This window comes from Kitasatospora sp. NPDC101801, assembly GCF_044766665.1.
In the GTDB taxonomy this organism is placed as follows: domain Bacteria; phylum Actinomycetota; class Actinomycetes; order Streptomycetales; family Streptomycetaceae; genus Kitasatospora.
Window position 1 is genome coordinate 16577 of record NZ_JBIWML010000015.1, and the last position, 25165, is coordinate 41741.

General features: G+C 71.7%; 24 protein-coding genes and 1 riboswitch. Of the genes, 6 read left to right on the forward strand and 18 right to left on the reverse strand.

All coding sequences use genetic code 11. From position 1 onward, the window contains the following. Positions 1–2 precede the first annotated feature (2 nt). The 10 genes from cydB to hisC all read right to left on the reverse strand — a co-directional run bounded on the left by cydB (position 3) and on the right by hisC (position 10963). The gene (gene cydB, locus ACIRPK_RS18680; RefSeq protein ID WP_403039989.1) at positions 3–1004 is read right to left on the reverse strand and encodes a cytochrome d ubiquinol oxidase subunit II; all 1002 of its coding nucleotides are present in this window, start codon (positions 1002–1004) and stop codon (positions 3–5) included. A gap of 9 nt (positions 1005–1013) precedes the next feature. Next, a complete protein-coding gene (locus ACIRPK_RS18685; protein WP_403039992.1) occupies positions 1014–2549 on the reverse strand; it encodes a cytochrome ubiquinol oxidase subunit I in 1536 nt (511 codons plus the stop codon). A 157-nt stretch (positions 2550–2706) separates the two neighbouring features. Then, on the reverse strand, positions 2707–4131 hold the full coding sequence (locus tag ACIRPK_RS18690; RefSeq protein ID WP_403039995.1) for a sensor histidine kinase: 1425 nt from the start codon (positions 4129–4131) through the stop codon (positions 2707–2709). After that, on the reverse strand, positions 4132–4866 hold the full coding sequence (locus ACIRPK_RS18695) for a response regulator transcription factor (RefSeq protein WP_403039998.1): 735 nt from the start codon (positions 4864–4866) through the stop codon (positions 4132–4134). A 126-nt stretch (positions 4867–4992) separates the two neighbouring features. Then, positions 4993–5577 carry a DUF5666 domain-containing protein gene (locus ACIRPK_RS18700; protein ID WP_403040000.1) on the reverse strand — a complete coding sequence of 195 codons (585 nt, stop codon included), beginning with the start codon at positions 5575–5577 and terminating at the stop codon, positions 4993–4995. A gap of 9 nt (positions 5578–5586) precedes the next feature. After that, positions 5587–6786: an ABC transporter permease gene (locus tag ACIRPK_RS18705; protein WP_403040003.1), complete on the reverse strand. Its 1200-nt coding sequence runs from the start codon at positions 6784–6786 to the stop codon at positions 5587–5589. Continuing rightward, positions 6783–7517, reverse strand: coding sequence for an ABC transporter ATP-binding protein (locus tag ACIRPK_RS18710; protein WP_403040005.1), 735 nt, complete (start codon positions 7515–7517; stop codon positions 6783–6785). Before ACIRPK_RS18710 ends, ACIRPK_RS18705 begins: the two co-directional genes overlap by 4 nt. Further along, complete coding sequence (locus ACIRPK_RS18715) at positions 7517–8791, reverse strand: efflux RND transporter periplasmic adaptor subunit (RefSeq protein WP_403040007.1); 1275 nt, start codon at positions 8789–8791, stop codon at positions 7517–7519. The genes ACIRPK_RS18710 and ACIRPK_RS18715 overlap by 1 nt, the downstream gene beginning before the upstream one ends. A gap of 162 nt (positions 8792–8953) precedes the next feature. After that, positions 8954–9715 (reverse strand): hypothetical protein, encoded by a 762-nt coding sequence (locus ACIRPK_RS18720; protein ID WP_403040010.1) that lies wholly within the window; start codon positions 9713–9715, stop codon positions 8954–8956. 168 nt (positions 9716–9883) lie between these two features. Then, positions 9884–10963, reverse strand: coding sequence for a histidinol-phosphate transaminase (hisC, locus tag ACIRPK_RS18725; RefSeq protein ID WP_403040012.1), 1080 nt, complete (start codon positions 10961–10963; stop codon positions 9884–9886). A gap of 327 nt (positions 10964–11290) precedes the next feature. Between hisC and ACIRPK_RS18730 the strand changes: the two genes are divergently transcribed. The 4 genes from ACIRPK_RS18730 to ACIRPK_RS18745 all read left to right on the forward strand — a co-directional run bounded on the left by ACIRPK_RS18730 (position 11291) and on the right by ACIRPK_RS18745 (position 15459). Next, entirely contained in the window at positions 11291–12448 is a 1158-nt protein-coding gene (locus ACIRPK_RS18730) for a LacI family DNA-binding transcriptional regulator (protein ID WP_403040015.1), read from the forward strand. Between the two features lie 149 nt (positions 12449–12597). Beyond that, positions 12598–13719 (forward strand): metallophosphoesterase, encoded by a 1122-nt coding sequence (locus tag ACIRPK_RS18735; RefSeq protein ID WP_403040018.1) that lies wholly within the window; start codon positions 12598–12600, stop codon positions 13717–13719. A 232-nt stretch (positions 13720–13951) separates the two neighbouring features. Continuing rightward, a complete protein-coding gene (locus ACIRPK_RS18740; RefSeq protein WP_403040021.1) occupies positions 13952–14821 on the forward strand; it encodes a hypothetical protein in 870 nt (289 codons plus the stop codon). A gap of 125 nt (positions 14822–14946) precedes the next feature. Continuing rightward, positions 14947–15459, forward strand: coding sequence for a hypothetical protein (locus tag ACIRPK_RS18745; protein ID WP_403040023.1), 513 nt, complete (start codon positions 14947–14949; stop codon positions 15457–15459). Between the two features lie 83 nt (positions 15460–15542). Here ACIRPK_RS18745 and thiC read toward each other — a convergent pair whose 3' ends face one another. The 4 genes from thiC to ACIRPK_RS18765 all read right to left on the reverse strand — a co-directional run bounded on the left by thiC (position 15543) and on the right by ACIRPK_RS18765 (position 19051). Continuing rightward, entirely contained in the window at positions 15543–17357 is a 1815-nt protein-coding gene (gene thiC, locus ACIRPK_RS18750) for a phosphomethylpyrimidine synthase ThiC (RefSeq protein ID WP_403040026.1), read from the reverse strand. Beyond that, positions 17353–17482: riboswitch (TPP riboswitch) on the reverse strand. Its footprint overlaps the gene before it by 5 nt. 140 nt (positions 17483–17622) lie before the next feature. After that, complete coding sequence (locus ACIRPK_RS18755) at positions 17623–17823, reverse strand: DUF5326 family protein (protein ID WP_403040029.1); 201 nt, start codon at positions 17821–17823, stop codon at positions 17623–17625. A 196-nt stretch (positions 17824–18019) separates the two neighbouring features. Beyond that, positions 18020–18682 (reverse strand): thiaminase II, encoded by a 663-nt coding sequence (gene tenA / locus ACIRPK_RS18760; RefSeq protein WP_403040032.1) that lies wholly within the window; start codon positions 18680–18682, stop codon positions 18020–18022. A 51-nt stretch (positions 18683–18733) separates the two neighbouring features. After that, positions 18734–19051 carry a cupin domain-containing protein gene (locus tag ACIRPK_RS18765; protein ID WP_403040035.1) on the reverse strand — a complete coding sequence of 106 codons (318 nt, stop codon included), beginning with the start codon at positions 19049–19051 and terminating at the stop codon, positions 18734–18736. A 93-nt stretch (positions 19052–19144) separates the two neighbouring features. Between ACIRPK_RS18765 and ACIRPK_RS18770 the strand changes: the two genes are divergently transcribed. Then, a complete protein-coding gene (locus tag ACIRPK_RS18770; RefSeq protein ID WP_403040038.1) occupies positions 19145–19522 on the forward strand; it encodes a phage holin family protein in 378 nt (125 codons plus the stop codon). A gap of 95 nt (positions 19523–19617) precedes the next feature. On the opposite strand, the gene ACIRPK_RS18775 is transcribed toward ACIRPK_RS18770, so the two are convergent. Together ACIRPK_RS18775 and ACIRPK_RS18780 are read right to left on the reverse strand one after the other, a co-directional pair. Further along, a complete protein-coding gene (locus tag ACIRPK_RS18775; RefSeq protein ID WP_403040041.1) occupies positions 19618–20043 on the reverse strand; it encodes an SsgA family sporulation/cell division regulator in 426 nt (141 codons plus the stop codon). 245 nt (positions 20044–20288) lie between these two features. After that, positions 20289–21101 carry an IclR family transcriptional regulator gene (locus ACIRPK_RS18780; protein ID WP_403040044.1) on the reverse strand — a complete coding sequence of 271 codons (813 nt, stop codon included), beginning with the start codon at positions 21099–21101 and terminating at the stop codon, positions 20289–20291. A gap of 370 nt (positions 21102–21471) precedes the next feature. Here ACIRPK_RS18780 and ACIRPK_RS18785 point away from each other — a divergent pair, with 370 nt between their 5' ends. After that, positions 21472–21996 (forward strand): NUDIX domain-containing protein, encoded by a 525-nt coding sequence (locus ACIRPK_RS18785; RefSeq protein ID WP_403040047.1) that lies wholly within the window; start codon positions 21472–21474, stop codon positions 21994–21996. 7 nt (positions 21997–22003) lie between these two features. Here ACIRPK_RS18785 and ACIRPK_RS18790 read toward each other — a convergent pair whose 3' ends face one another. Further along, a complete protein-coding gene (locus ACIRPK_RS18790) occupies positions 22004–23497 on the reverse strand; it encodes a globin domain-containing protein (protein ID WP_403040050.1) in 1494 nt (497 codons plus the stop codon). 395 nt (positions 23498–23892) lie between these two features. Next, entirely contained in the window at positions 23893–25161 is a 1269-nt protein-coding gene (locus tag ACIRPK_RS18795; RefSeq protein WP_403040277.1) for a dihydrolipoamide acetyltransferase family protein, read from the reverse strand. Positions 25162–25165: the final 4 nt, after the last annotated feature.

Genomic DNA, 25165 nt, shown 5'->3' on the forward strand with positions numbered 1-25165 from the left:
GGTCAGTGCGCGGCCGGGATGTGCTGGGTGCCGATCCGCTTGCGGAACACCCAGTAGGTCCAGGACTGGTAGAGCAGGACCAGGGGCGTGAAGATCGCCGCCACGATGGTCATCAGCTTGAGGGTGTAGGCGGAGGACGCGGCGTTGCTGACGGTGAGCGACCACTCGGGGTTCAGGGTGGAGGGCATCACGTCGGGGAAGAGGGCGAGGAAGAGCATCGCCACGGCGGCGGTGACGGTGATGCCGGAGAGGATGAACGCCCAGCCCTCGCGGGCCGATTGGTTGGCAGCGAGGGAGCCGAGGAGGGCTGCTACGGCGATCACCAGGGCGACCAGGCTCCAGGTGTTGCCGCTGTCGGACTGGGTCCAGACGAGGAAGACCAGGGCCAGGACGGCGGTGAGCAGGCCGAGTTGGAGGGCGGTCGAGCGGGCCCGGGTGCGGATGTCGCCGTCGGTCTTCAGGGCGGCGAAGAGGGCGCCGTGGAAGGTGAAGAGGGTGAGGGTGACCAGGCCGCCGAGGATCGCGTACGGGTTGAGCAGGTCCCAGAGGGTGCCGACGTAGTTCTTGCGCTCGTCGATGTCCACGCCGTGCACGATGTTGGCGAAGGCGACGCCCCAGAGGAAGGCGGGGACCAGGGAGGTCCAGAAGATCGCCTGCTCCCAGTTGCGCTGCCAGCGCTCCTCCGGGCGCTTGGCGCGGTACTCGAAGGCGACTCCTCGGATGATCAGGCAGACCAGGATCAGGAGGAGGGGGATGTAGAAGCCGGAGAACAGGGTGGCGTACCAGTCCGGGAAGGCCGCGAAGGTGGCGCCGCCGGCGGTGAGCAGCCAGACCTCGTTGCCGTCCCAGACCGGGCCGATGGTGTTGATCAGGACCCGGCGCTCGGCGGTGTTGCGGGCGAGCAGCCTGGTGAGGACACCGATGCCGAAGTCGAAGCCTTCGAGGAAGAAGTAGCCGATCCAGAGGACGGCGATCAGGATGAACCAGACGTCGTGGAGTTGCATCGGGAGTCCTCAGTAGGCGAAGGCGAGGGGCTTGTCGGCGTCGTCGGACCCGGGGCGCAGGGTCGGGTCCTCGGTGGGGGGCTCCTCGGTGGTGACGGGGCCCGCCTTGGCGTACTTGACGAGGAGTCTGACCTCGATCACGGCGAGGATCGCGTAGAGGGCCGTGAAGGTGGAGAGGGCGATCACCTGGGTGGTGACGCTGACGTTCGGGGAGACCGCGGCGGAGGTCTTCATCAGGCCGAAGACGGCCCAGGGCTGCCGGCCCATCTCGGTGAAGATCCAGCCGAAGCTGTTGGCGATCAGCGGGAAGCCCATGGTGAGGATGCCGATCCGCCAGCTCCACTGGGTGAGGAAGCCGTTCAGCTCACGGTTCTTGGTGAGCATGAGTCTGGGGACTTCGTCGGGGCCGGTGCGGTGTTCGGGAGCCAGCCAGAACGTGCGGCGGGTGGTCCAGAGGCCGATCAGGGCCGCCACGAAGGAGGTCATCCCGAAACCGATCATGAGACGGAAGCCCCAGTAGGTGACGAAGATGTTCGGGATGTAGTCCTTGGGGTCGCCGCCGTAGCGGGCGGCTTCGGCGGCGGCGGTCTCGTTGATGCCCGGGACGGCGGAGGTGAAGTCGCTGTTGGCGAGGAAGGACAGTATGGCGGGGACCTCAAGGGCGACCGAGTTGTGGCCCTCGTTGACGTTGCCGACCGCGAAGATCGAGAACGGGGCCGGGGCCTCGGTGTCCCAGAGGGCTTCGGCGGAGGCCATCTTCATCGGCTGCTGACGGAACATCACCTTGGCCAGGCTGTCGCCGGTGAAGGCGGTGCCGAGGCCGGCGATGACGGCGACCACCAGGGCGAGCCGGAGGGAGGTCCGCATCACGGCGGTCTTCTTGGGGTCGGGGGTGCCGCTCCGCTTGGTCTTCCAGAGGTGGAAGGAGCTGATGCCGACCATGAAGGCGGCGCCGGTGAGGAAGGCGGCGGTGATGGTGTGCAGGACCACGACCACGGTGGTGTCCTGGAACAGCACCCGGGCGATGTCGGTCAGTTGGGCCTTACCGGTGACCGGGTCGACGGTGTAGCCGACCGGGTGCTGCATCCAGGAGTTGGCCGCCAGGATGAAGTAGCCGGAGAGCAGGGTGCCGATCGCGACCATCCACATGCAGGCGCAGTGGATCTTCTTCGGCAGCTTGTCCCAGCCGAAGATCCACAGGCCGATGAAGGTGGACTCGAAGAAGAAGGCGATCAGCGCCTCCATCGCCAGCGGGGCGCCGAAGACGTCGCCGACGAAGCGGGAGTAGTCGGACCAGTTCATCCCGAACTGGAACTCCTGGACGATGCCGGTGACCACGCCCATGGCGATGTTGATCAGGAAGAGCTTGCCCCAGAACTTGGTGGCGTGGAAGTACTTCTCCTTGCCGGTCCGGACCCAGGCCGTCTCCAGGCCCGCCACCAGGGACGCCAGGCTGATCGTCAGCGGAACGAAGAGGTAGTGGTAGACGGTGGTGATCCCGAACTGCCATCGCGCGATGGTCTCGTGAGCGACTGCTAGGTCCACTTCGCCCTCTCTCCGGCCGGTGATGTTTCACACATAACGGACAGATAGCATCTTTAGCAGATTTGGGCTCAGATGCGATCAAGCTTGTCCGCTTGTGAACGTGTTCACGTTCACAAGGAGAGTATCCACGATGCTTAGGTCGGTTCGAACACCGGGGTCAGGCCGGGGGCAGCCGGAGCTGGAAGACCGCGCCCTCGCCCACGCCGGACTCCACCGTCAGGGAGCCGTGGTGCGCGCTGGTGAGGGCGTGGGCGATGGCCAGGCCGAGACCGGCGCCGCCGCCGTCCTGGCGGCTGCGGGAGAGGTCGACCCGGTAGAACCGGTCGAAGATCTGGGCGGACTGATCCGGGGTCAGACCCGGTCCCGAGTCGGCCACCTCGAGCACGCAGTGGGCGGCGGTCCGGCCCACGCCGATCCGGACCGGGGTGCCGGGCGGGGTGTGCTTCGCCGCGTTGCCGACCAGGTTGGTGACCACCTGGCGGAGCCTGGCCTCGTCACCGAGCACCGGGGCGGGTTGGGGGGCGCCGGTGCCGGCCGGGCCGGTGAGCGAGACCGGGCGGCCCGGGTCCAGCGCGGTCAGGTCGTGCAGGGCGTCGGCCGCCAGCGTGCGGAGGTCCATCGGCGCCAGGTCGAGCGGGCGCTCCTCGTCCAGCCGGGCGAGTGTCAGCAGGTCCTCGACCAGGGTGCCGAGGCGGATCGCCTCGGACTCGATCCGGTCCATCGCCCGGTCGGTGTCCTGGAGGGCGCCCATCCGGTGCAGTTCGGCGAAGCCCCGGATGCCGGCGAGCGGGGTCCGCAGCTCGTGCGAGGCGTCGGCGACGAAGCGGCGCATCCGGGCCTCCGAGCGGGCCCGGGCGGCGAAGGCCGATTCGAGCTGGCCGAGCATGCTGTTCAGCGCGGCGGTGAGCCGGCCCACCTCGGTGGTGGTCGGGGGCTGGGTGATCCGGTGCGAGAGGCCGCCGGTGGCGATCAGCTCGGCGTCCTGCTCGATCCGGGACAGCGGGCGCAGCCCGGCCCGGACGGCGACCGCGCCGAGGGCGGTGATCAGCAGCAGCACCACGCCGCCGATCGCGAGGAAGGAGGTCTCCAGCCGGGAGACGGTGGAGTCGACGTCGTCGAGCGAGATCGCGGTCAGCACGTACTTCGAGGTGCTCGGGGTGCTCTTGGCGATCGGCAGCACGAGCACCCGCCAGCGGTGGCCCGGGTGCTCGCCGGGGGCGTCGAAGGGCCGGTCGAGCGGGCCCAGACCGGCGAGGCGGGGGCCGGGGTCGGCGTCGCTCATCGGTTCGCGGAGCACCTGGTCGACGCTGCCGTCGGCGCCCAGGAACTGCACCAGGTACTGGCTGGGCAGCGCCGGGGCGAGCCGGCGGTTGGCCGCCTGGTTGAGCTGGCGGGCCTCCAGGGCGCGCTCCGGGTCGCGGCGGGAGAGCGGCTCGGCGAACCGCTGGAGCTGCTCGTCCGCCCGGTCCACCAGGTTGCCCCGGACGGTGCCGAGCACGAAGACGTCGCTGGCCGCCAGGCCGGTGATGACCAGCAGCAGGGTGAGCAGCAGCAGCCTGGTGCGGAGCGAGACCCGGGACATCTACGACAGCGGGCGGCGGAGCGCGTAGCCGATGCCGCGGACGGTGTGGATCAGCTTGGGGCCGTGCGCCGGGCCCGAGTCGAGCTTGCGGCGCAGGTAGGAGACGTACGACTCGACGATGGAGAGGTCGCCGCCGAAGTCGTAGGCCCAGACGTGGTCCAGGATCTGCGCCTTGGAGACCACCCGGTTCACGTTGGCCATCAGGTAGTGCAGCAGCTTGAACTCGGTCGGCGAGAGGCCGATCGGCTGGTCCGCCCTGGTCACCTCGTGCGCGGTCGGATCGAGGGTCAGGTCACCGACCGTCAGCCGGCCGTCCTCGACCGGTCCGCCGGCCCGGCGCAGGATCGCCCTGATCCGGGCTATCAGCTCCTCCAGGCTGAACGGCTTGGTGACGTAGTCGTCCGCGCCGGCCGCCAGGCCGTGCACCTTGTCGGTGGTGCCGTCCTTGGCGGTGAGGAAGAGCACCGGCACGTGGTCCACCGGCTGCGGCCACTGGGCCTGCTCGCGGAGCCGCTCGACCACGGTGAAGCCGTCCAGGTCCGGCAGCATCACGTCGAGCACCACCAGGTCGGGGCGCTCGGCCGCGATCGAGCTGAGCGCCTCCTCACCGGTGGCCGCCGAGGCCACCCGGAATCCGGAGAACCGGAGGGAGGCGGAGAGCAGTTCGCGGATGTTCGGCTCGTCGTCCACCACCAGCAGGTACGCCTCGCCGGTGGCGGCGCTGGTCGGGCTCATGGGCGTGGTCGCTGTCCGTTGCACTGCTGGTCCGCCTCCCGGTCGGGCTTGTCCCCTTCGGCCGTACTCCAAGGACGATAGCCCGGGGAGCGTACGCCCGGTTGATGAGGACCTGATGAGATCAGGTCAGCGGGCGGGCGAGGGCGCCCCCGCTCCGGGCCGGTTCCCGCCGAAGCCGCCCGCGGCCGCACCCTCGGTGAGCTGGCTGGCCGTGTACCCGCCGGAGGCGTCCGGGGTGCCGACCACGGTGACCGTCTGGCCGGGCTGCAGGTCGGCGGCCTTGCCCTCCTTGGCGAGCTGCACCTTGGTGGCATCGGTGGTGGTGACCTTGACGGTGTTCCCGTTGGCGTCCGTCAGGTAGACGGTCGAGCCGTCCACCGCCTTGACGGTGCCCCGGGTGAAGCCGGGCTGCTGGTTGGTGGTGGTGCCGCCGGTGCCGTTCTGGCCCCGGCGGGTGCCGCCGCCGTAGCCGTTCTGGCCGCCCGGCTGCTGGTTGGGGCCGGCCGCGCGCGGCGAGGAGGCCGGGGTGCCGTTGCTCTTCTGGTACTGGACGCCGCCCGCGAAGGCGAGCGAGGTGAGCACGGCACCGGCGAGCACCAGGGTCGGCCAGGGGAGCTTGCGCCGGGGGGCGGCGGCCAGCTCGGCGGACACGTCCCGGGCGTCGGGCGGAGTGGCGAGCGGGTCGTCGGTGGTCGGAGTCTCGGAGGTCATGGTGGCTCCTTATTCGTGACGGAGGGCGTCGATGGGGCGCAGCGCGGCGGCCCGGTTGGCGGGGTAGCTGCCGAAGAACAGGCCGATGGCGACCGCGATCGCGAACGCCCCGAGCACGGATTCCGGGATCACCACCGGGGTGATGCCGACGATGGTGAACCGCGACCCGAACAGGCCGGCCGCCACCCCGAGCCCCGCTCCGAGCACGGAGAGCAGCGTCGACTCGGTGAGGAACTGGCCGAGGATGGCGGCCCGGGGGGCGCCGAGCGCCTTGCGGATGCCGATCTCCCTGGTCCGCTCGGTCACCGTGACCAGCATGATGTTGGTGATCCCGATCCCGCCGACCAGCAGCGAGATCGCGGCCACCGCGCCGAGCAGCACGGTGAAGGTCTTGGTGGTGGACTCCCGGGCGGTCAGCAGCGAGGTCTGGTTGCTGATCCGGAAGTCCGCCTTGGTCGGGTCGGCGATCGCGTGCGAGCCGAGCAGCACCCGGCTGATCTCGGCCTGTGCCTCGGTCGTCGACTCGGCGCTGCTCGCCTGGACCAGGATCTGGTTGACCGAGCCGAAGCCGGTGAAGGCGTTCTGCACCGTGGGCAGCGGCGCGATCACCACGTCGTCCGGGTCACTGAAGCCGCTGCTGCCCTTGGTCTGCAGCACCCCGGTCACGGTGAACGGGGTGCCGCCGATCACGATCCGCTTGCCGACCGGGTCCTCGCCGGCGAACAGCTGGGTCGCGGTGGTGGAGCCGATCACCGCCACCTTGCGGGAGTTGAGCACGTCGTCGTTGGAGAAGTAGTCGCCCTTGGCGATCTTCTGGTTGGCGGTCTCGAAGTACGCCGGGTAGGTCCCGACGATCGATCCCGGCGCGTGCGAGATGTCCCCGTACAGCGCCGTGCCCGAAGTGGTGACCACCGGGGCGACCGACTTGATCGCCGGGGCCTGCGCCTCGGCCAGCGCCTTGGCGTCCTTGACCGTGAGCGGCTTGGCGGCGGTGGCCGACCCGCGCAGGTTGCTGGAGCTGACGGTGAGTGAGTTGGTGCCGAGCGCGGTGATGGAGTTCTTCACCGCGACCGAGGAGCCGTTGCCGACCGCGAGCAGCAGGATCACGGCGGCCACCCCGATCAGCACGCCGAGCATGGTCAGGGCGGACCTGACCTTGTTGGCGGCCAGGCCGCCGAAGGCGAAGCGGATCATCTGCCAGGCGATCACACCGCCACCCCCTGCCGGACGTCCGAGGCGATGGCGCCGTCCACCAGGCGGATCACGCGCTTGGCGCGTTCGGCGACCTCGTCCTCGTGGGTGATCAGGACGACCGTGCGGCCGGTCCGGTTGAGTCCTTCGATGATGGTGAGCACCTCGTCGGTGGAGCGGCTGTCCAGGTTTCCGGTCGGCTCGTCCGCCAGCAGCATGGCCGGTGCGGTCACCAACGCCCTTGCCACCGCGACACGTTGCTGCTGACCGCCGGAGAGCTCGTTCGGCTTGTGCCCGGCCCGGTCGGCCAGCCCGACCCGCTCCAGCGCGGCCAGCGCGCGGCGGCGGCGTTCGGCGGAGCGGACGCCCGCGTAGGCGAGCGGGAGTTCCACCTGTGCCAGGGCGGTGGTCCGCGGCACCAGGTTGAAGGACTGGAAGATGAAGCCGATCTTGCGGTTGCGGACCAGCGAGAGCTGCTGCTCGTCCAGGTGCCCGACGTCGGTGCCGTCCAGCAGGTAGCGGCCGGCGGTCGGGACGTCCAGGCAGCCGAGGATGTTCATCAGGGTGGACTTGCCCGAGCCCGAACTGCCCATCACGGCGACGAAGTCGCCCTCCTCGATGTCCAGGCTGACGCCGAGCGGGCTGCCGTCGGGGCCGTCCGGGCCGCGCAGGGCGTGCACGGTGGCGTCCCCGTGGCCGTAGCGCTTGGCGACGCTGCGGAGCTGGATCACCGGAGGCTTGCCGCCCATCAACGCGCGCCGCCCGTACCGCCGTTGCGGGTGCCGCCGCCCTGGCCGCCGCCGGCCACCCCGAGGCCGGGGAAGTTGCCGCTCGGGAAGCCGTTGCCGCCGCTGACCGTGGTGCTGACCAGTTCGACCCGGTCACCCTCGGCCAGCCCCTCCAGCACCTGGACGGTGCTGTCGCCCTCGACCCCGACGGTCACGCTGACCCGCTCGGTGCTGCCGTCCGCCTTGACCACCGTCGCGGTCCGGGAACTGCCGGTGCCGGAGAGGGCGGCGGTCGGGACGGAGAGCGCGTTGTCGGCCTGACCGGTGATCACCGAGATGGTCGCGCTCAGGCCGGTGCGCAGCTTGCTGGTGTCGCCGGTGATCTGCAGGACCGCGCTGTACTGGACCGCGCTGCTGCTGCCGGCCCCGCTGCCGCTGCTGCTGTTCGGGAGTGAACTCACCGACAGCACCGTGGCGTTGAGCTTGGTGTCGGACTGCGCGTTCAGGGTGACGGTGGCCGAGGCGCCCTTCTTCACCTTGAGCGAGTCCAGCTCGGAGAAGCTCGCGGTGACCCGCATGCCGGTCGGGTTGGTCAACACCACGAAACCGGTCGGGGCCGAGCTGGTGGTGGTGGTGGTGCCGCCGGTGGTCTTGCTGCCGCTGCCGGCCACCGTGTCGCCGACCTTGCCGGCGACCGAGGCCACCGTGCCGTCCACCGACGCGGTCAGCGTGGTCCCGGCCAGGGCCGTCTGGGCGTTGGTGAGGTTGGTCTGCGCCGTCTCCACCTGCTGCTCGGCCTGGGCCACCTGGGCCTCGTCCACCTCGGTGGTGGTGGTGCTGGTGGCGGGGGCCTGCTGACCGGTCCGGGCGTCGGTCTTGCCCGGCGTGCTGGTGGTGACCTTCTGGCCCGCCTCGGCCTTCGTCAGGTTCGCCTCGGCCGTGGTGAGCGCCTTCCTGGCGGCGTCCACCTGCTGCTGCGCGTCGGTGGTGGCCACCGTCGCCAGCACGTCGCCCTTCTTCACCGCGTCCCCGACCGAGACCTTCACGGCGGTCAGCTTCCCGCCCGTGACGAAGTCCTGGCCGGCGTCGCTGGGTGACGACAGGGCACCCGATCCGGACACCGTGGCCAGGACCGTGCCCTTCGTGACGGTGGCCGACCGGACCGGTGACTTGCTGGCCGCCGTACTGGTCCCACTGTCGAGCGTGGTGTAGACCACCACCGCCCCACCCAGCAGGGCGACCACGAGCGCGGAGTTGACGAGGACGGCAGCACGCCGTCGAGGGAGCGCCTTCATGCCACCCAGCCTGCCGCCGAGCTCTTGCCAATCCCTGTGCCCCACCTGGGAGTTCCCTGACCGTCAGCCCCGGACATATCCCCCGGCAACGCTCGGCGGGGGCCGGACGGCCCGGCGGACGGGGGTCACTCCCAGCCAACTCCCAGCCAGGGCGGCCAACCTTCACCCGGCGGCGGTCATCGGGTCCAGGACGTCGACGGAGGAGGGCGGCTGCAGCTCGACCGGGGTGCCGAGGTGCGCGTAGCGGACGGTGCTGCTCCCGTCGGTGACCGTCGGGTTGCCGGACTCGGTCTTCCGCACCAGCTGGTCGGCGCCGTTCAGCCAGAGGTCGACGGTCGCGGTGGTCGGGCCACCCGCCCGGAAGGCCGCGGCCAGCGTGCGGCGGCACTCGCCGTTCACGCCGCGCCCGTCGGCGAAGTACTCCTCGCCGCTCAGCACCGCCCGGTAGTGGGTCGCCACCACCCCGTCGACGTTCTCCCGGCCCACCTCGGTGACCTTCCCCCGGGCAGCCTGCTCCAACGCCCCTGCGGGGTCCAGCCGTTGACCGAACGCCAGCGCAGGACCGAGCCCGAGCGCCTCTCCTCGCCCCGCACCCTCGAACGGACCCGCCAGCTTCTCCCACGCCCGGCCCCCGGTCCGGACCCCCGTGTCGGCGGCCCGGACGTAGAACCCCTCACCGAGGGCCAGCAGCTGAGTGTCCGCCGCCCCCGACAGCGTCAGCCGTACGCCGGGCCGCCAGGACGCCCGGCCCGACCAGCCACCGTCGAGCGTGACCTCGGCACTGCCGACCTGCGCCATCACGGCGACGGCAGCCTTGAGCGCATCCTCGGGGGACCGCTCGGGAACTGCCGTTTCGCTCGTGCCGCAGGCGGTCACGGCGGCGAAGGGGAGCAGCAGGGCGGCGATGATCCGGGCAGTGCGCACGTTGGGGTCTCTCGGCGAGCAGGGAGCGGGCGAGCGACCCCGCCCCGCTCCATCGTCGGCCACTGCTCCGCACCCACCCGACCCGGTGCGTCAATCGTGATCGAATCGTGTGGGCGATGTGAACATCGGGGTGCGCCGGGCCACGTCCGGGCCCAGCGCACGCCCGGCTCAGAGCTCCTTGCGGAAGGTCTCGGCGGTGGCCAGGAAGAGGTCGTTGCCGGCCGGCTCGCCGATGGTGACCCGGACGCCCTCGCCGGGGAACGGGCGGACCACGACGCCGGCGGCGGCGCAGGCGGCGGCGAAGTCGAGGGTCCGCCCGCCGAGCCGGAGCCAGACGAAGTTGGCCTGGGTGTCGGCGAGTTCCCAGCCCTGGGCGGCCAGCGCGGCGGCCACCCGGCCGCGCTCGGCGACCAGTGCCTCGACCCGGACCAGCAGGGCGTCCTCGGCGCGCAGCGAGGCCACCGCGGCGTCCTGGGCGAGCTGGCTGACCCCGAACGGGACGGCGGTCTTGCGCAGCGCGGTGGCCACCGGCTCGTGCGCGACGGCGAAGCCGACCCGCAGGCCCGCCAGGCCGTACGCCTTGGAGAAGGTGCGCAGCACGCAGACGTTGGGGCGGTCACGGTAGAGGTCGAGGCCGTTAGGCACTCGCTCGTCCCGGATGAACTCGATGTACGCCTCGTCCACCACGACCAGCACGTCACTCGGGACGGCGTCCAGGAAGCGCTCCAGCTCGGCGCGGTGGATCACCGTGCCGGTCGGGTTGTTCGGGTTGCAGACGAAGATCAGCCGGGTCCGCGGGGTGATCGCGGCGAGCATCGCGTCCAGGTCGTGCTCCTCACCGGCGGTGAGCGGGACCGGGACCGGGGTGGCCCCGGCGACCTGGGTGATGATCGGGTACGCCTCGAAGGAGCGCCAGGCGAAGATCACCTCGTCGCCCGGCCCGGCGGTGGAGAGCACCAGCGACTGCGCCACGCCGACCGAACCGGTGCCGAGCACGACGTGCTCCAGCGGCACCCCGAACCGGCCGGCCAGCTCGGCGACCAGCTCGCTGGACGCCATGTCCGGGTAGCGGTTGAACGAACCGGCCGCCGCGACGGCCGCGTCCAGCACGCCGGGGAGCGGCTCGTACGGGTTCTCGTTGGAGGACAGCTTGTACGAGTCGGCGCTGGCCGGCTTGCCCGGCTTGTAGGTCGGGATGCCGTCCAGGGTCGGCCTCAGCCGGGGACCCTGCGCTGCCGTACCGGTCACGGTGCTCTCCTTAGCGAATTCTGCGGTGCCCTGCGCGGCCGGGATCGCCGTACGCGCTCGGCCCTTGGTGCGCACCCGTACCACCCCGGTCGGGTGCCCCGAACGATACCGAGGCCGCTCACCCGTAGGGGTGAGTTGCTCGTTCGGGGTACGGATACCGATCAGCCATTCTGCCGGGTTCCTATGGCACATGTCAGAGGTAAGAAGGCTGGAACAGGGCGGGTATCCAAGGGCTTGCACCGCGATGACTCATGGAGAAACGGTTCTCCTGCCCTCCGGTCGGCCCCGGTCACAACAGGGCGTCATGAGCCATACGATCGGTCCGCCATGACAGCAGCAGCCAATCAGAGCGGTCGGCGACCCACCCCTTCGCGGCGACTGGAACGGGCCGGCATCCGGGATGTGGCAGCAGCCGCCGGAGTGTCGATCACCACGGTCTCGGACGCCCTGAACGGGAAGGGCCGCCTGCCCGACGAGACCAGAAGCCGAGTCCGCGAGGTGGCCGAGCGCCTCGGCTACCGCCCCTCCGCCGCCGCCCGCACCCTGCGCACGGGCCGGTCCGGCCTGATCGGACTGACCGTCACCACCTACGGCGAGGAGCCGTTCACCTTCACCGAGTTCGCCTACTTCGCCGAGATGGCGCGAGCCGCGACCAGCGCGGCACTCAGCCGGGGCTACGCCCTGGTGGTGCTCCCCGCCTCCTCCCGGCACGACGTCTGGGGCAACATCGCCCTGGACGGCACCGTGGTCATCGACCCGCCCGACCAGGACCCGCTGGTCAGCGAGCTCTACCGGTCCGGAGTCCCGGTGGTCAGCGACGGCAAGCCGGGCAACTGCCCGGTCACCGCCTGGGTGGACAACGACCACGAGGCCGCCGTGCTCGGCATCCTCGACCACCTGAGCGAGGCCGGCGCGCGCCGGATCGGCCTGCTCACCGGCACCTCCACCGACACCTACACCCGGCTCTCCACCGAGGCCTACCTCGACTGGTGCCGCCGGGTCGGCCAGGAGCCGGTCTACGAGACCTACCCCGCCCACGACCCGGCCGCCGGAGCGGTGGCCGCCGACCGACTGCTCGCCCGGCCCGACCGGCCGGACGCGGTCTACGGACTCTTCGACCCGAACGGCACCGACCTGCTGGCCGCCGCCCGGCGGTACGGGATGCGGGTGCCGGACGACCTGCTGCTGGTCTGCTGCAGCGAGAGCGACGTGTACGCCGGCACCGAGCCGCCGATCACCACCCTGTCGCTGAAACCCCGTCGGATCGGCACCACCGTGGTCAACCTGCTCATCGACGCGATCGAGGGAGTCGACTCCGGTACCGGAGTGGACGTCGGGCGGCTCTTCCCACCCCGGTTCCGCACTGCCTCGGCCGGGCCGCCACCGGGCACCCTGATGCCCACCGAACTGATCATCCGTGCCTCCTCGCAACGCCGTAGTCCCCGCACCACGGTCAGCCCGCCCCGCCCGCCGGGGGAGGTCTGACGGCGGTCGCGACCGCACCGCGCACCGCCCTCCCGCCGCCCGGCGGGACCGCCCCCGGACCACCGGTGGGCACCCGCCGGGCGGCACCTCGGGCAATTGGTGGGCACCGGGTGAGGACGACGGGAGAGGCCTCTTCCTATGATGGGCGAATGACACCCGAGGACCGCCTCCCCGGACCTGAGCTGCCCGAGTCAGGCCCCCGCCAGCAGCAGGACCTCGACGTGCTCCCGTACGGCTCCTACTACGAGCCGCCCGAGCCGGTGGGCGGCTACGGCTACGACGCCACGTACAGCGGATACGGCGGCGCCCGCTTCCTCGAACAGCACTGGCCGACGGCCGGTCAGACCGCTCCGGCCTACCGGGAGTCGGCCGGGTCGGACGACCCGCCGACCATCGAGCTCGGCCCGCCGGTCCCGGCCGGGGAGCTGCACTACCCCTACCCGCAGCCCGAGCCCGGCGAGGCGCCCGGCCCGCTGTACGTGGTCGGCGACGTGCACGGCTACCTCGACGAGCTGCTGGCCGCGCTGCACCAGCAGGGCCTGATCGACGCCGAGGGCCACTGGTCCGCCGGGCGGTCCCGGCTCTGGTTTCTCGGCGACTTCACCGACCGGGGCCCCGACGGCATCGGCGTGATCGACCTGGTGATGCAGCTGGCCGCCGAGGCCGCCGCCGCCGGCGGGTACTGCCGGGCCCTGATGGGCAATCACGAACTGCTCTTCCTGGGCGCCGCCCGGTACGGCGACGAACCGGTCCAGTCGACCGCGGGCACCGCCTCCTTCCTGGCCGCCTGGCGGCTGAACGGCGGTCAGCAGACCGACCTGGAGCGGCTGGAGACCCACCACGTCAGCTGGCTCTCCCGGCTCCCCGCGATCGCCCTGGAGGACGGCCACCTGCTGCTGCACTCCGACACCACCGCGTACCTGGAGTACGGCGACACCATCGACGACGTCAACGAGTCGGTGCACCGGCTGCTGGCCGGCGAGGGCGCGGACGAGTGGTGGGACTGCTTCCGCCGCTTCACCAAGCGGTTCGCCTTCCGCGGCGAGGCGGGCGCGCAGGCGGTGCACGAGCTGCTCGGCGCCTACGGCGGCCACCGGGTGGTGCACGGGCACAGCCCGATCCCCTACCTGACCGGCACGGCGCACGCCGAGGACGGCGCGCCGCCGCACATCCCCGGCCCGTACATCTACGCGGACGAGCTGGCGATCGCGATGGACGGCGGGGTCACCATGGACGGGCGGCTGCTGGTCGCCCGGCTGCCGTTGAACTGAGCTTCCCGACGGTCGGACTGAACTGTCACTGAGCGGTTCTGAGCTCGTCCCGAACGAGCTGAAATTCCGGAAACCGACTGTGTCCGGGTCGGTTCCCACCCCTACCATCGAGGCACCGGCGCGCTGATCGCGCGCCACTTCACCCTGCACCGGCCCATCCCGCACCGACCTTTCGCACCGACATCCCGCACCACTCTCATCGCACCTCCGCGACGACGGAACGGGGTACCCCGTGGTCAACACCACCCCGCACCTGCAGGCCGAAGACCGAGCGGACTTCGACCGGGCCCTGGACGAGGCCCTGCGCGACGCCCGCCTCACCGAGGCGCTCAGGGCACCCGGGCCACATCTCAACTCGGCCCAACTGCGCACCAAGGCCGCCCAGCTGGCCGACACCATCGCGGCTCCCGCCGACCCGGAGTACCAGCGGTACACCGCACTCCGCGACGCCGGACCGCCCGCGCCGCTCGGGCTGACCGACCGGCTCCGCTCCGAGGAGGGCGCCGGGCTGCTCCCGGTGCTCACCGTGCTGACCCCGATCCTGGCCGGGACGGGCGGCGTGGTGCTGCTGCTGATCGGCTACGCGATGCGCGGCGCGGCTCCCGAACTCGCGTTGGCACACGCGGTGGTGACGGCTGGTTGGGTGTCGCTCGCGGTGGGCGGGGTCGCCCTGCTGGTCGGCAGCGTCGGGCTGCTGCTGACCGCCCTCCGGGACGGCGCCGCCCCGAGGCAGGACGGCGACCTCGCCGAGGCCCGGCGGCTCTGGCAGATCGCCCTCCGCGAGCGGGCGCTGCTCCCCTGGCTGCTCGACAACCTCTACACCGAACCGGCCGGGCTGCCCGCACCGCGTCCCAACACCCGCCCGAACGACCACGGTTACACCAGCCCCGGCTTCACCAGCCCAGGTGCCGAGGGCGTCACCGAAGCCGACGGCCGCACCCCGAGACCCGTCGAGTTCACCGGCCCGGGCTACAGCTCACCGGACTTCACCAGCCCCGGTGTCGAGGGCGTCACCGAGGCCGACGGCCGCACCCCGCGGTCGGCCGAGTTCACCGGCCCCGGGTACAGCTCCCCGGACTTCACCGGCCCGGACGACGTCTGAGCCAGCCGGAAGGTCTCGATTTCCCAACGGGTGAGGGATCTGTGCCGGAACGGTGAACAACGCGCCCGTCCTCTGGTTGACTCCCGGGTCTGCCCACCCGAGACGGATCGGAGCACCTCACCGTCATGCCCTCGTCCATACCCGCCGGCCACCGGCGGCTGGCTGCCGCCGCGGGCTTCGTCCTCGCGATCGGCTTCGCCCTGACCGGCTGCGGCCCCGGGCCCACCGACACCGGTGTCCCGGCCCGCGCCGTGGTCTCCAGCCCGGCCGCCGAGACCACCCCCGCCGCACCCGTCGTCGTTCCGTCCCCGTCCGCCACCCCGACGGCCGACGCCACCACCCCGCCACCCGCACCGGCGGCGACCACCCCGGCCACCAAGGCCCCCGCGCCCCCGGCCACCCCCAAACCCGCCGAGCCCCGCCGCACCACCAGCGCCCCGAGTGCCCCGAGCGCTCCCACCCACGCCCCGACCACCGCGGCGGCGGCCGGCCCCTGCGAGATCGTCTCCAACGCGGGCAACTGCTACAAGGCCGGCCAGTTCTGCCGGGACGCCGACCTCGGCCGGAGCACCCACGACGCAACCGGCCGCCTGCTCACCTGCCGCATGGTCAGCGGCAAACCGCACTGGCAGGTCTGAGCGTCCGCCATCACCGGGGACGAAGCACTGCCCCGGGGGATCCCCTCCTCCCCCCGGGGCAGCGCGGTCCTGGTGGTGTCCGGTCAGTCGGTGAGTGGCAGGTAGACCCGGTTTCCGGCGGCGGCGAACTCCTCCGACTTGGCCTGCATACCGGCCAGGGCGTCGGCGTCGAAGGCGGTGCTGACGGCGGTGGAGCCGTCGCCGTGTTCGTCGCGGATCTTCTGACTGATCTTCATCGAGCAGAACTTCGGGCCGCACATGGAGCAGAAGTGCGCGGTCTTGGCGGGCTCGGCGGGCAGCGTCTCGTCGTGGAAGGCGCGGGCCGTCTCCGGGTCGAGGGCCAGGTTGAACTGGTCCTCCCAGCGGAACTCGAAGCGGGCGTCCGAGAGCGCGTCGTCCCAGTCCGAGGCGCCGGGGTGGCCCTTGGCCAGGTCTGCGGCGTGGGCGGCGATCTTGTAGGTGATCACGCCGGTCTTGACGTCGTCCCGGTTGGGCAGGCCCAGGTGCTCCTTGGGGGTGACGTAGCAGAGCATCGCGGTGCCCCACCAGGCGATCATCGCGGCGCCGATGCCCGAGGTGATGTGGTCGTAGCCGGGCGCGACGTCGGTGGTGAGCGGGCCGAGGGTGTAGAACGGCGCCTCGTCGCAGATCTCCTTCTGGAGATCCATGTTCTCCTTGATCTTGTTCATCGCGACGTGGCCGGGGCCCTCGATCATCACCTGGACATCGTGCGCCCGGGCGATCCGGCCGAGCTCGCCGAGCGTCCTCAGCTCGGCGAACTGCGCCTCGTCGTTGGCGTCCGCGGTCGAGCCGGGGCGCAGGCCGTCACCGAGCGAGAAGGTGACGTCGTAGGCCGCGAGGATGTCACAGAGTTCCTCGAAGTTGGTGTAGAGGAAGTTCTCCTGATGGTGCGCCAGGCACCAGGCCGCCATGATCGAGCCGCCGCGCGAGACGATGCCGGTCTTCCGGCGCGCGGTCATCGGGACGTACCGCAGCAGCACGCCGGCGTGCACGGTCATGTAGTCGACGCCCTGCTCGCACTGCTCGATGATGGTGTCGCGGTAGACCTCCCAGCTCAGCTCCTCGGCCCTGCCGTCCACCTTCTCCAGCGCCTGGTAGAGCGGCACCGTGCCGATCGGCACGGGGGAGTTGCGCAGGATCCACTCGCGGGTGGTGTGGATGTTGCGGCCGGTGGAGAGGTCCATCACGGTGTCGGCGCCCCAGCGGGTCGCCCAGGTCATCTTCTCCACCTCCTCCTCGATCGAGGAGGTGACGGCGGAGTTGCCGATGTTGGCGTTGATCTTCACCAGGAAGTTGGTGCCGATGACGGCCGGCTCGACCTCGGGGTGGTTCACGTTCAGCGGGATGACGGCCCGGCCGATCGCCACCTCGTTGCGGACGAACTCGGCGTCCAGGCCCTCCCGGAGGGCGATGAACTCCATCTCCGGCGTGACGATCCCGCGCTTCGCGTAGGCGAGCTGGGTCACCGGCACTCCGTCACGTCCGCGCAGCGGGCGGCGCGGACGGCCGGGGAAGACCGCGTCCAGGTTGCGCAGGTTCCCGCCGCGCGGGGAGGTGTGCTTGATCCCGTCGTCCTCGGGCCGGGCCTCCCGGCCGTCGTACTCCTCGACGTCCCCGCGCTGGCGGATCCACGGGTCGCGCAGCGCGGGCAGCCCGCGCCGGACGTCGGGCTGGTAGGCCGGGTCGGTGTACGGACCCGAAGTGTCGTACAGCGGAACGGACTTGCCGTTGGTCAGCTGCACCTCGCGGTACGGCACCCGGAGGTCGGGCCGGGAGCCCTCGCGGTACGCCTTGCGCCAGGCGGGGGTCGGGTAGCCGGTGGTCGCGCTGGTCACGCCGCTCGGGGCAGACTTCTGCTGTGCGTCGAACGTGGTCATGAGACCTCTATCTCCCTACGCCGGCATTACCCGGTCAGGTTCCTGCGGTCGGCGCAGCGGCCGGCACCTGACGTGCCGTTCAGCGCCCTCTCAGCCCGGTGCTCCGAGCTCCCGTGTCCACAGGCGGATTTGCCTGCAACAAACGTTCAACACCGTAGCGGTCCGCCCCCGGCTGGTCCAGGGCGGCTCCCCCGCGACGGCCGGAACGCGGACGGGCCCGGCACCCCCGCGAGGGGTACCGGGCCCGGCGTCCGTGCGCCGCGGGTCAGCTCTTGGCGGCCTTCTTCACGAGGATCACCACACCGGCCGCGACGGCCACCAGGACCAGGGCCTTGACCAGGAAGGCGATCAGCGAGGTGACCGCGCCGATCACGAACCAGATCAGGTTCCAGGCGAGGATCAGCACCACGATCGGGACGACGATGTTGCGCACCCACGAGGGCAGCGACTTCCAGAGCTCAGCCATGTCCGTTCCTTCTCTCCCCTCGGGCCGGTGACGGCTGTTCCGTCGCGTCCCGCTTGCTTCGATACTTCGACGGTACAGGGCACCGGTCCGGCTTCCGAGGGGTTCCAGCCCGGAGAGAACCCGGAGATCACCCCGAGACCGCGGGGAGGGTCGACCCCGGGGTCGGGGGTGCCCGGACGGTCCGTCGGGCGGCAGGTCAGACCGGCCAGACCTCGCGCCGCCAGGCGGCGTCCCAGAACATCCACTCGTAGCGCGAGGTGGTGGTGAAGTGCTCGATCACCCGGCGGCGTTCGGCCGGGGCGAGCTGCTCGCCGAGCCGGTCGGTCAGTGCGAGCACCCGGCGCACCACGGCCTGGAAGGTCTCGTCCCCGTAGGTGGCGATCCACTTGGCGTACAGCGGGTCGGGCGAGGAGCGGGTGAGCAGCTGCTCACCGACCCGGGCGTAGATCCAGTAGCACGGCAGCACCGCGCCGACCGCCTCGGCGAACGAGCCGCCGTAGACGGTGGCCAGCAGATAGCTGGTGTAGGCCCGGGTGGTGGGCAGCACCGGTTCGGCGGCGGCCTGCTCGGCGGTCTCGCCGAAGGCGCCGAGGAACTCGGCGTGCATGCCCTGCTCGGCGGCCAGCGCGCCGACCGCGTCGTCGGCGAAGGCCCGGACGTCCTGCTCGTCGGGGGCCTTGGCCGCGCAGACGGCGAGCGCGCGGGCGTAGTCGCGCAGGTAGTGCGAGTCCTGCACCACGAAGTGCCGGAAGGCATCGGCCGGCAGGGTGCCGTCGGTCAGTCCGCCGATGAAGGGGTGCGCCAGGATCTCGGCGTAGATCGGCTCGATGGCCGACCACAGCTCGTCGGTGAAGGTCACGGGATTCTCCTCGGTTGGTCGGCCCAGCCGAACCCTAACCGGCGGCGGGGGTCAGTCCTCCGGCGGGGAGAACACCACCAACACCCGGAGCTCCTCGGTGATGTGGTGGAACCGGTGCGGCACACCCGCCGGTACGTAGACCACGCTCCCCCGGCCGACCGTGGTGGTCTCGGCGCCGACGGTCAGCTCGGCCCGGCCGCTGACCACCTGGTAGAGCTCGTCCTGCGGGTGGCTGGACTGCGGGTCGGTGTCGCCGGGGGACAGCGCGTACAGCCCGGCGGACATGTTCCGTTCCTTCAGGAAGCGCAGGTACGCGCCCTCCTCGGCGGCCCGTTCGGCGTCGAGTTGGTCCAGGCGGAAGACCTTCATCGGGGCGCACCCTCCATGTCGTGGTGGCCACATTGAACAACATGCGGCCGGAGAGCTTCCCCTGGGACCCGGCCGCCTGCCAGGCTCTGGCCCATGAAGAGCATCATCCTCAAGACCCTGATCAACGCGGCCGCCATCTGGGTGGCCGCCTGGATCGTGGACGGCATCACGCTGTCCGGCGACGACTGGCAGAGCAAGACCATCACGGTGATCGCGGTCGCCCTGATCTTCGGCGTGGTGAACTTCCTGATCAAGCCGTTGGTGAAGCTGTTCTCGCTGCCCCTGTTCATCCTCACCCTGGGCCTGATCACCTTCGTGATCAACGCCCTGATGCTCTGGCTGACCTCCTGGGCCTCGGACAAGCTCGACCTGGACTTCCACGTCGAGGGCTTCTGGGCGGCGCTGCTCGGCGCGCTGATCATCAGCTTGGTGTCCTGGGGCCTCAACCTGGCCTTCGGTGACGACGACTGACACCGACCCGGCCCGGGGTCCCGGCCGGACCGCAGGGACGGGCCCATCGCCAAGAGCGGTGGGCCCGTCTCCGTGTCCGGACGGCTGACCGACGGTCAGCCGAGGTTCTCGCAGCCCCGGCTGAGGATGTCGGCGAGCTGGTCGTCCAGCTCCCGCCCGGTGGGCTCCTGGCCCATCGGGACCAGCCGGTCGGTGCGGGCCAGGAAGGCGATCAGCGGCGGGGCCGAGGCGCGCAGCAGCGCGTCGCCGTCCGGCGAGTGCAGCACGATGCAGACCTCGGACAGTTCCTCGCCGACCGGGTGGATGTGCACGTCCCCCTCACCGGTCGGGCGGCTGATGCCGTCCAGCAGCAGTTCCCGGGCGAACACCCAGGTGACCGGCTCGTCGCCGGGAAGGTGGAAGGTGCACCGGACGGCGAACGGGTCCACCGGGTCGTAGTCGAGGTCGACCACGATGCGGAAGGAGAGCTCTTGCGAGACCACGAGGTTCATCACCACGTGGCCCTGGACTGTGCTGTGCATGCGCCAGTACCTCTCGTTCTGCCCGGCCCTCCGACGTGCCGAGGGTGCGCCGCTGTGACCGGACATGCGATTCGATGTAGTGGAACGGCGCCCCGGAGGGGGCGGCCGCCGGCCCTGGTGGCCGAGGGGGTGCAAGCTACGGCTCAGGAGTTGCCCCGTGTCCCTGTTCACAACCATCGTCCAGGTTTGGGGACGAAGTGGACAAGATGCGCTTTTTCAAATGGTGAGCGGACACGGACGGCGAATCAGTGGACGAACGACGGGGACATGGCTCCGACCAGTGAACGCAGCCGCTCGGCCTTGGCCGGCAGCTGGTCGGCCCGGTCTATCGGGAGCGAGAGCGCCATGGTCGCGACGGCGGAGCCGACCGTGATCGGCACCGCGGCACAGACCGTGCCGAGCGCGTACTGCTGACGCTCCACCACCGGCCGGGTCGGCTCGGCGGCGGCCAGCCTGCGGAGCAGCACCGCGCGGTCGGTGACGGTGGAGGGGGTGAGTCCGACCGGGGGGTGGCGGTCGAGGTGGTCCCGGCGGGCCTCCTCGCCGAGCTGGGAGAGCAGGCACTGGCCGACCGCGTGGGCGTGCGCGGTGCTGCGGAAGTCGGCCCACTCGTCGACGGCCGGCCGGTTGGACCCGGCCGCGACGTCGACCACCCGGATCTCGCCGTCCTGGTAGACCGCGAAGTAGACCGCGGCCTCCAACTCCTCGCCCAGCCGCACCATCCGGCTGCGCAGGTCGGCCCGCTCGGACTGCCGGTGGTCGGCCCGGCCGATCCCGTCCACCGAGGCGCCGTAGAAGAACCTGCCCTCGGCCCGGCGCAGGTAGCCCTCGTGGGTGAGGGTGCGGAGCAGGTGGTACGTGGTGCCGAGCGGCAGCCCGGCGGCCCGGGCGAGCTGCTTGGCGGTGGCTCCCTGCAGGTGACCGCCGACCGCCTCCAGCAGGCGCAGGGCCCGCTGCACCGAGGCGATCAGGGTCGGCTCCCGGGTCGGCACGGCCCGGGACGGCGACCTGACGCCCCGTATGTTCCGGGTCGTCTGCGCGATCTGATTGACTGCCACACCCAGCCCCCTGCCCGAGTCAGTGCAGATGTGGGCATCCGGACGGGAAAGCTCCGATCTGCCCGATTGGCGCTCATTGCAGCACAGGGCGGGCATGCCTGCAATCATTCGCGCCAGCAATGTCACCGAAAAACCTTTGAATCGAAGGCCGGGAGCGAACCAGCGAGGCTCCGGGATGATCTCCGCCTGACATATGCCTTGGTATCGAAGATCCACTACGCCGGACGGGCTCCGGAGGCCCTGACACGCTCGGGCACGCCGAATCAGCCGTTCGGCGGAACTGCAGCCCCCGGTTCGCGCGTCTGTACGAGTTTCGGCCGTCCCGGAGAGCGGGAGAATCCCGCACAACGCTCCTGCTCCGGAGGTGGTCATGGCCGGCCCCGTCCGTCCTGTCGTCAAGCGCACCGCGCGGGCGATCCTGCTGGACCTGGATCCGGACGACCCGCACGCGCCGGCCGCCCTGCTGCTGATCAAACGGACCAGGCCGGGGGCGAAGCCGTACTGGATCACCCCGGGCGGCGGGGTCGAGCCCACCGACCGGACGGTGGTCGAGGCGCTGCACCGGGAGGTGGACGAGGAGCTCGGCGGCAAGGTCGAGGACGTGGTCCCCGCCTTCGTCGACACCGTCGCGCACTCGCACCACGAGGACGGCACCCCGGCCCACCCGCACGGGGTCAAGGTCCAGCACTTCTTCGTCTGCCGGCTCAGCTCGATGGACCCGGCCCGGCGGCACGGCCCCGAAGTGGACGACCCGCAGGGCGAGTACGAGATCGTCCGGCTCCCGTTCACCCGGGAGGGCGTCACCTCGGTCAACGTGGTCCCCCCGAGCCTGCGGGCCTACCTGGCGGCGAACATCGAGGGCGTCCGGGCGATGCTCGCCGCCGATCTGGCCTGATCCTCCGTCAGAGCGCTTCCAGATCGTGGTGGACGCGGTCGGCGGTCACACCCGCCCTGGTCAGGGCCTGCTTGGCCCGGCGGACCATCGCGGGCGGGCCGCTCAGGAAGGCGTCCCGGCCGGCCCAACTGCCGTACCGGGAGACCGCGTCCGGGAGCTCGCCGGCCAGCAGGCCGACCGCCTGCTGCTCGGACAGCACCGGGTGGACGGTGAGCCAGGGGTGCCGGTCGGAGAGTCCGCGCAGCGCCTCCAGCTCGTACAGCTCCTCCTGGCGGCGGGCCCCGTAGAAGACGTCGACCGCGCGGCCGGCCGCGCCGTGCCCGGCCACCTCCTCGACCAGCGCGGCGATCGGGGCGATCCCGGTGCCACCGCCGACGCAGACCAGGTCCGCGCCCCGGTCGTGGTCCACCCGCATGGTGCCGGCCGCCGGGCCGAGCCGGAGCACGTCGCCCGGGGCGGCCCGGTTCACCAGCGCGTTGCTGACCCAGCCCGCCTGCACCGCCTTGACGTGCAGGGTGAGCAGCCCGTCCGGCCGGGGCGCGGTGGCGAACGAGAAGTGCCGCCAGACCCGGGGCCACCAGGGCGTCTCCAGCGTGGTGTACTGCCCGGCCCGGTACGGGTACGCCTGGTCGGGGCGGAGCGTGATCACCGCGATCTCCGGGGTACGGAGCCGGTGCTCCACCACCTCGGCCTGCCACCACGGCGGCGAGGACTTGGCCGCCGCCTCGGCGGCGTCCGTCATCACCTTGGCGATCAGCCCGTAGGCCCGCCGCCAGGCCAGCTCGGTCTCGGCGTCCCAGCGGCTGCCGCAGTACTTCTCCAACGCGGCCACCAGGCACTCCCCCACCGGGGCGTAATGACCCGTCAGGGTGCCGTACTTGCGGTGCCCCTGGCCCAGCCGGGTCAGGTACTCGGTCAGCCCGGCCGGGTCGTCGGCGCTGCGGGCGGCCATCAGCAGCGCACGGAACAGCCGGTCGCGCTGGACGTCCATGGCGGCCGGGAAGAGTGCCCTGACCTCGGGGTGGTGCAGGAAGATCAGCGCGTAGAAGTGGGCGGTGGCCCGGTCGGCGAGCGGCTCCACCACGGCCAGGGTGTCCCGGATCAGCTCGATGTCCCGGGCGGTGGGCGGCTGTTCGGCGGCGGCCCGGAGGTCGGCGGGCCTGAGGTCGGCCGCCGGGGCGGGGGCTTCGGCCGCGCCCAGGGTGTCCAGCGCCCAGGCCCGGCTCCAGTGGTCGCCGGGGCCCGCCCAGTTGAGGCCGGGGGCCCCGGTGACCAACGGCTCGATCGCCGGAGCCGGAACCGGAGCCGGGGCCTGGGCGGGAGCCGGGATGGCCGGGGGGCGGGACGGCCGCGCCGGGATCACCAGCGCGGCGCCCTCGGCGGTGGGGCCGGGTGCCTCCGGCTGCGGGCCGGACACCGGGGCGGCCACCGGTGTCACCGGGCCGAGGGTCAGCGGCTTCGGCTCAGGGGCCGGCTCCGGCTCCGGGGGTGCCACCCGCACGGGTGGCTCCGGGTCCACCGGGGGGAGGCCGGGTACGGCGGCCACCGCGACCGAGCCGCGCCCCGCCCGGACCCTCAACGAGGCTGTCTTAACCGCGATTTGACGAGTGCCCAAGAGAATCGTTTCGCTTCCGGTCGGGCCAGCTGCTGAGTTGGGCCCCAGGGGATCGGGCGGCGGCATCGCGACGCCGGACCTCTCCCTGGACGGCTTCTCCTCGGTCGCCGCAGCTCCGCTGCTACTCCCTCGTCGGCACCGCCCAGACTCGTCCCGGACGCCGCTCCTTCATCCGCCCCCCACCCGCTGGGGCCCATGCAGCCTGGCACGGCCGTACAGCTCATCGGACAAATCCGTGGAAGCCCGGACACCCGGGCTCCCACGGCGCTACGCTTCCGCGCTCACAACTGGCGGAGCAGCACTCCGGGCTGCTCCACGCAGTCCGCGACGAACCTGAGGAAGCCGCCCGCCGTACCGCCGTCGCAGACCCGGTGGTCGAAGGTGAACGACAGCTGGGTGACCTGGCGGACCGCCAACTGACCATCGAACACCCAGGGCTTGGGCGTGATCCGGCCGACGCCGAGCATCGCCGCCTCGGGGTGGTTGAGGATCGGCGTGGAGCCGTCCACCCCGAACACGCCGTAGTTGTTCAGCGTGAAGGTGCCACCGGTCAGCTCGGCCGGGGTGAGCCGGCCGGACCGGGCGGATTCGGTCAACCTGGCCAGCTCGGCGCCGAGTTGCTCGGTGCCGAGCAGCTGGGCGTCCCGGATCACCGGGACCACCAGACCGCGGTCGCTCTGGGCCGCGAAGCCGAGGTGCACGGCGGAGTGCCGGACGATCGCCGAACCGTCCGCCGAGACACTGGAGTTCAGCTCCGGGAAGCGGGCCAGCGCGGCGGTGGAGATCCGGGCCAGCAGGGCCAGCACGCTGACCTTGGGACCGGCCGAGCGGTTCAGCTGGGCACGCAGCTCCATCAGGGCGGTGGCGTCCGCGTCCACCCAGCAGGTGGCGGCCGGGATCTCCCGGTGACTGCGGGTCAGCTTCTCCGCGACCGCGCGGCGCAGCCCGCGCAGCGGGACCAGGTTCTCGTCCACCGGGGCCGCCTGGGCTGCCGCGGGGGCGGTGAGCGCCTGCTCGACGTCCCGGCGCATGATCAGCCCGTCCGGACCGCTGCCGGTGACCCCGGCCAGGTCCAGGCCGTGCTCCCGGGCCAGCCGACGCACCAGCGGCGAGATCACCGGCAGCACGACCGGCGCTTCGACCACCGGCACCTCGACCACGGCCACCGGGGCCGCCGCCGGGGCCGGTGCCACTGCCGGGGCCTTCGCACCGAGCCGGGCCCGGCGGGCGCCGGGCTGCCGCTCGGCCACGCCGTAGCCGACCAGCGGCCGCTCCACCGGCTCGACCGCCGGGCCGTCGGCACCGGGCGACACCGCGACCGTCACCAGCGGGGCACCTACCGGGACCTCCTCGCCTTCGGCGCCGTACCGCGCGGTGACCACGCCGCCGTACGGGCAGGGCACCTCGACCACCGCCTTGGCGGTCTCCACCTCCACCACCGGCTGGTCCACGGCGATCACCTCGCCCACCTCGACCAGCCAGCGCACCACCTCGGCCCCGGTGAGACCCTCACCGAGATCGGGCAGCGTGAACTCGCGCACCACCGGCATCATC

Coding starts and splice junctions, on each gene's coding strand:
- cydB (WP_403039989.1), bottom strand. CDS start 1,004: ATGCAACTCCACGACGTCTGGTTCATCCTGATCGCCGTCCTCTGGATC.
- ACIRPK_RS18690 (WP_403039995.1), bottom strand. CDS start 4,131: ATGTCCCGGGTCTCGCTCCGCACCAGGCTGCTGCTGCTCACCCTGCTG.
- ACIRPK_RS18695 (WP_403039998.1), bottom strand. CDS start 4,866: ATGAGCCCGACCAGCGCCGCCACCGGCGAGGCGTACCTGCTGGTGGTG.
- ACIRPK_RS18700 (WP_403040000.1), bottom strand. CDS start 5,577: ATGACCTCCGAGACTCCGACCACCGACGACCCGCTCGCCACTCCGCCC.
- ACIRPK_RS18710 (WP_403040005.1), bottom strand. CDS start 7,517: ATGGGCGGCAAGCCTCCGGTGATCCAGCTCCGCAGCGTCGCCAAGCGC.
- ACIRPK_RS18715 (WP_403040007.1), bottom strand. CDS start 8,791: ATGAAGGCGCTCCCTCGACGGCGTGCTGCCGTCCTCGTCAACTCCGCG.
- ACIRPK_RS18730 (WP_403040015.1), top strand. CDS start 11,291: ATGACAGCAGCAGCCAATCAGAGCGGTCGGCGACCCACCCCTTCGCGG.
- ACIRPK_RS18735 (WP_403040018.1), top strand. CDS start 12,598: ATGACACCCGAGGACCGCCTCCCCGGACCTGAGCTGCCCGAGTCAGGC.
- ACIRPK_RS18745 (WP_403040023.1), top strand. CDS start 14,947: ATGCCCTCGTCCATACCCGCCGGCCACCGGCGGCTGGCTGCCGCCGCG.
- thiC (WP_403040026.1), bottom strand. CDS start 17,357: ATGACCACGTTCGACGCACAGCAGAAGTCTGCCCCGAGCGGCGTGACC.
- ACIRPK_RS18755 (WP_403040029.1), bottom strand. CDS start 17,823: ATGGCTGAGCTCTGGAAGTCGCTGCCCTCGTGGGTGCGCAACATCGTC.
- ACIRPK_RS18765 (WP_403040035.1), bottom strand. CDS start 19,051: ATGAAGGTCTTCCGCCTGGACCAACTCGACGCCGAACGGGCCGCCGAG.
- ACIRPK_RS18770 (WP_403040038.1), top strand. CDS start 19,145: ATGAAGAGCATCATCCTCAAGACCCTGATCAACGCGGCCGCCATCTGG.
- ACIRPK_RS18775 (WP_403040041.1), bottom strand. CDS start 20,043: ATGCACAGCACAGTCCAGGGCCACGTGGTGATGAACCTCGTGGTCTCG.
- ACIRPK_RS18785 (WP_403040047.1), top strand. CDS start 21,472: ATGGCCGGCCCCGTCCGTCCTGTCGTCAAGCGCACCGCGCGGGCGATC.
- ACIRPK_RS18795 (WP_403040277.1), bottom strand. CDS start 25,161: ATGCCGGTGGTGCGCGAGTTCACGCTGCCCGATCTCGGTGAGGGTCTC.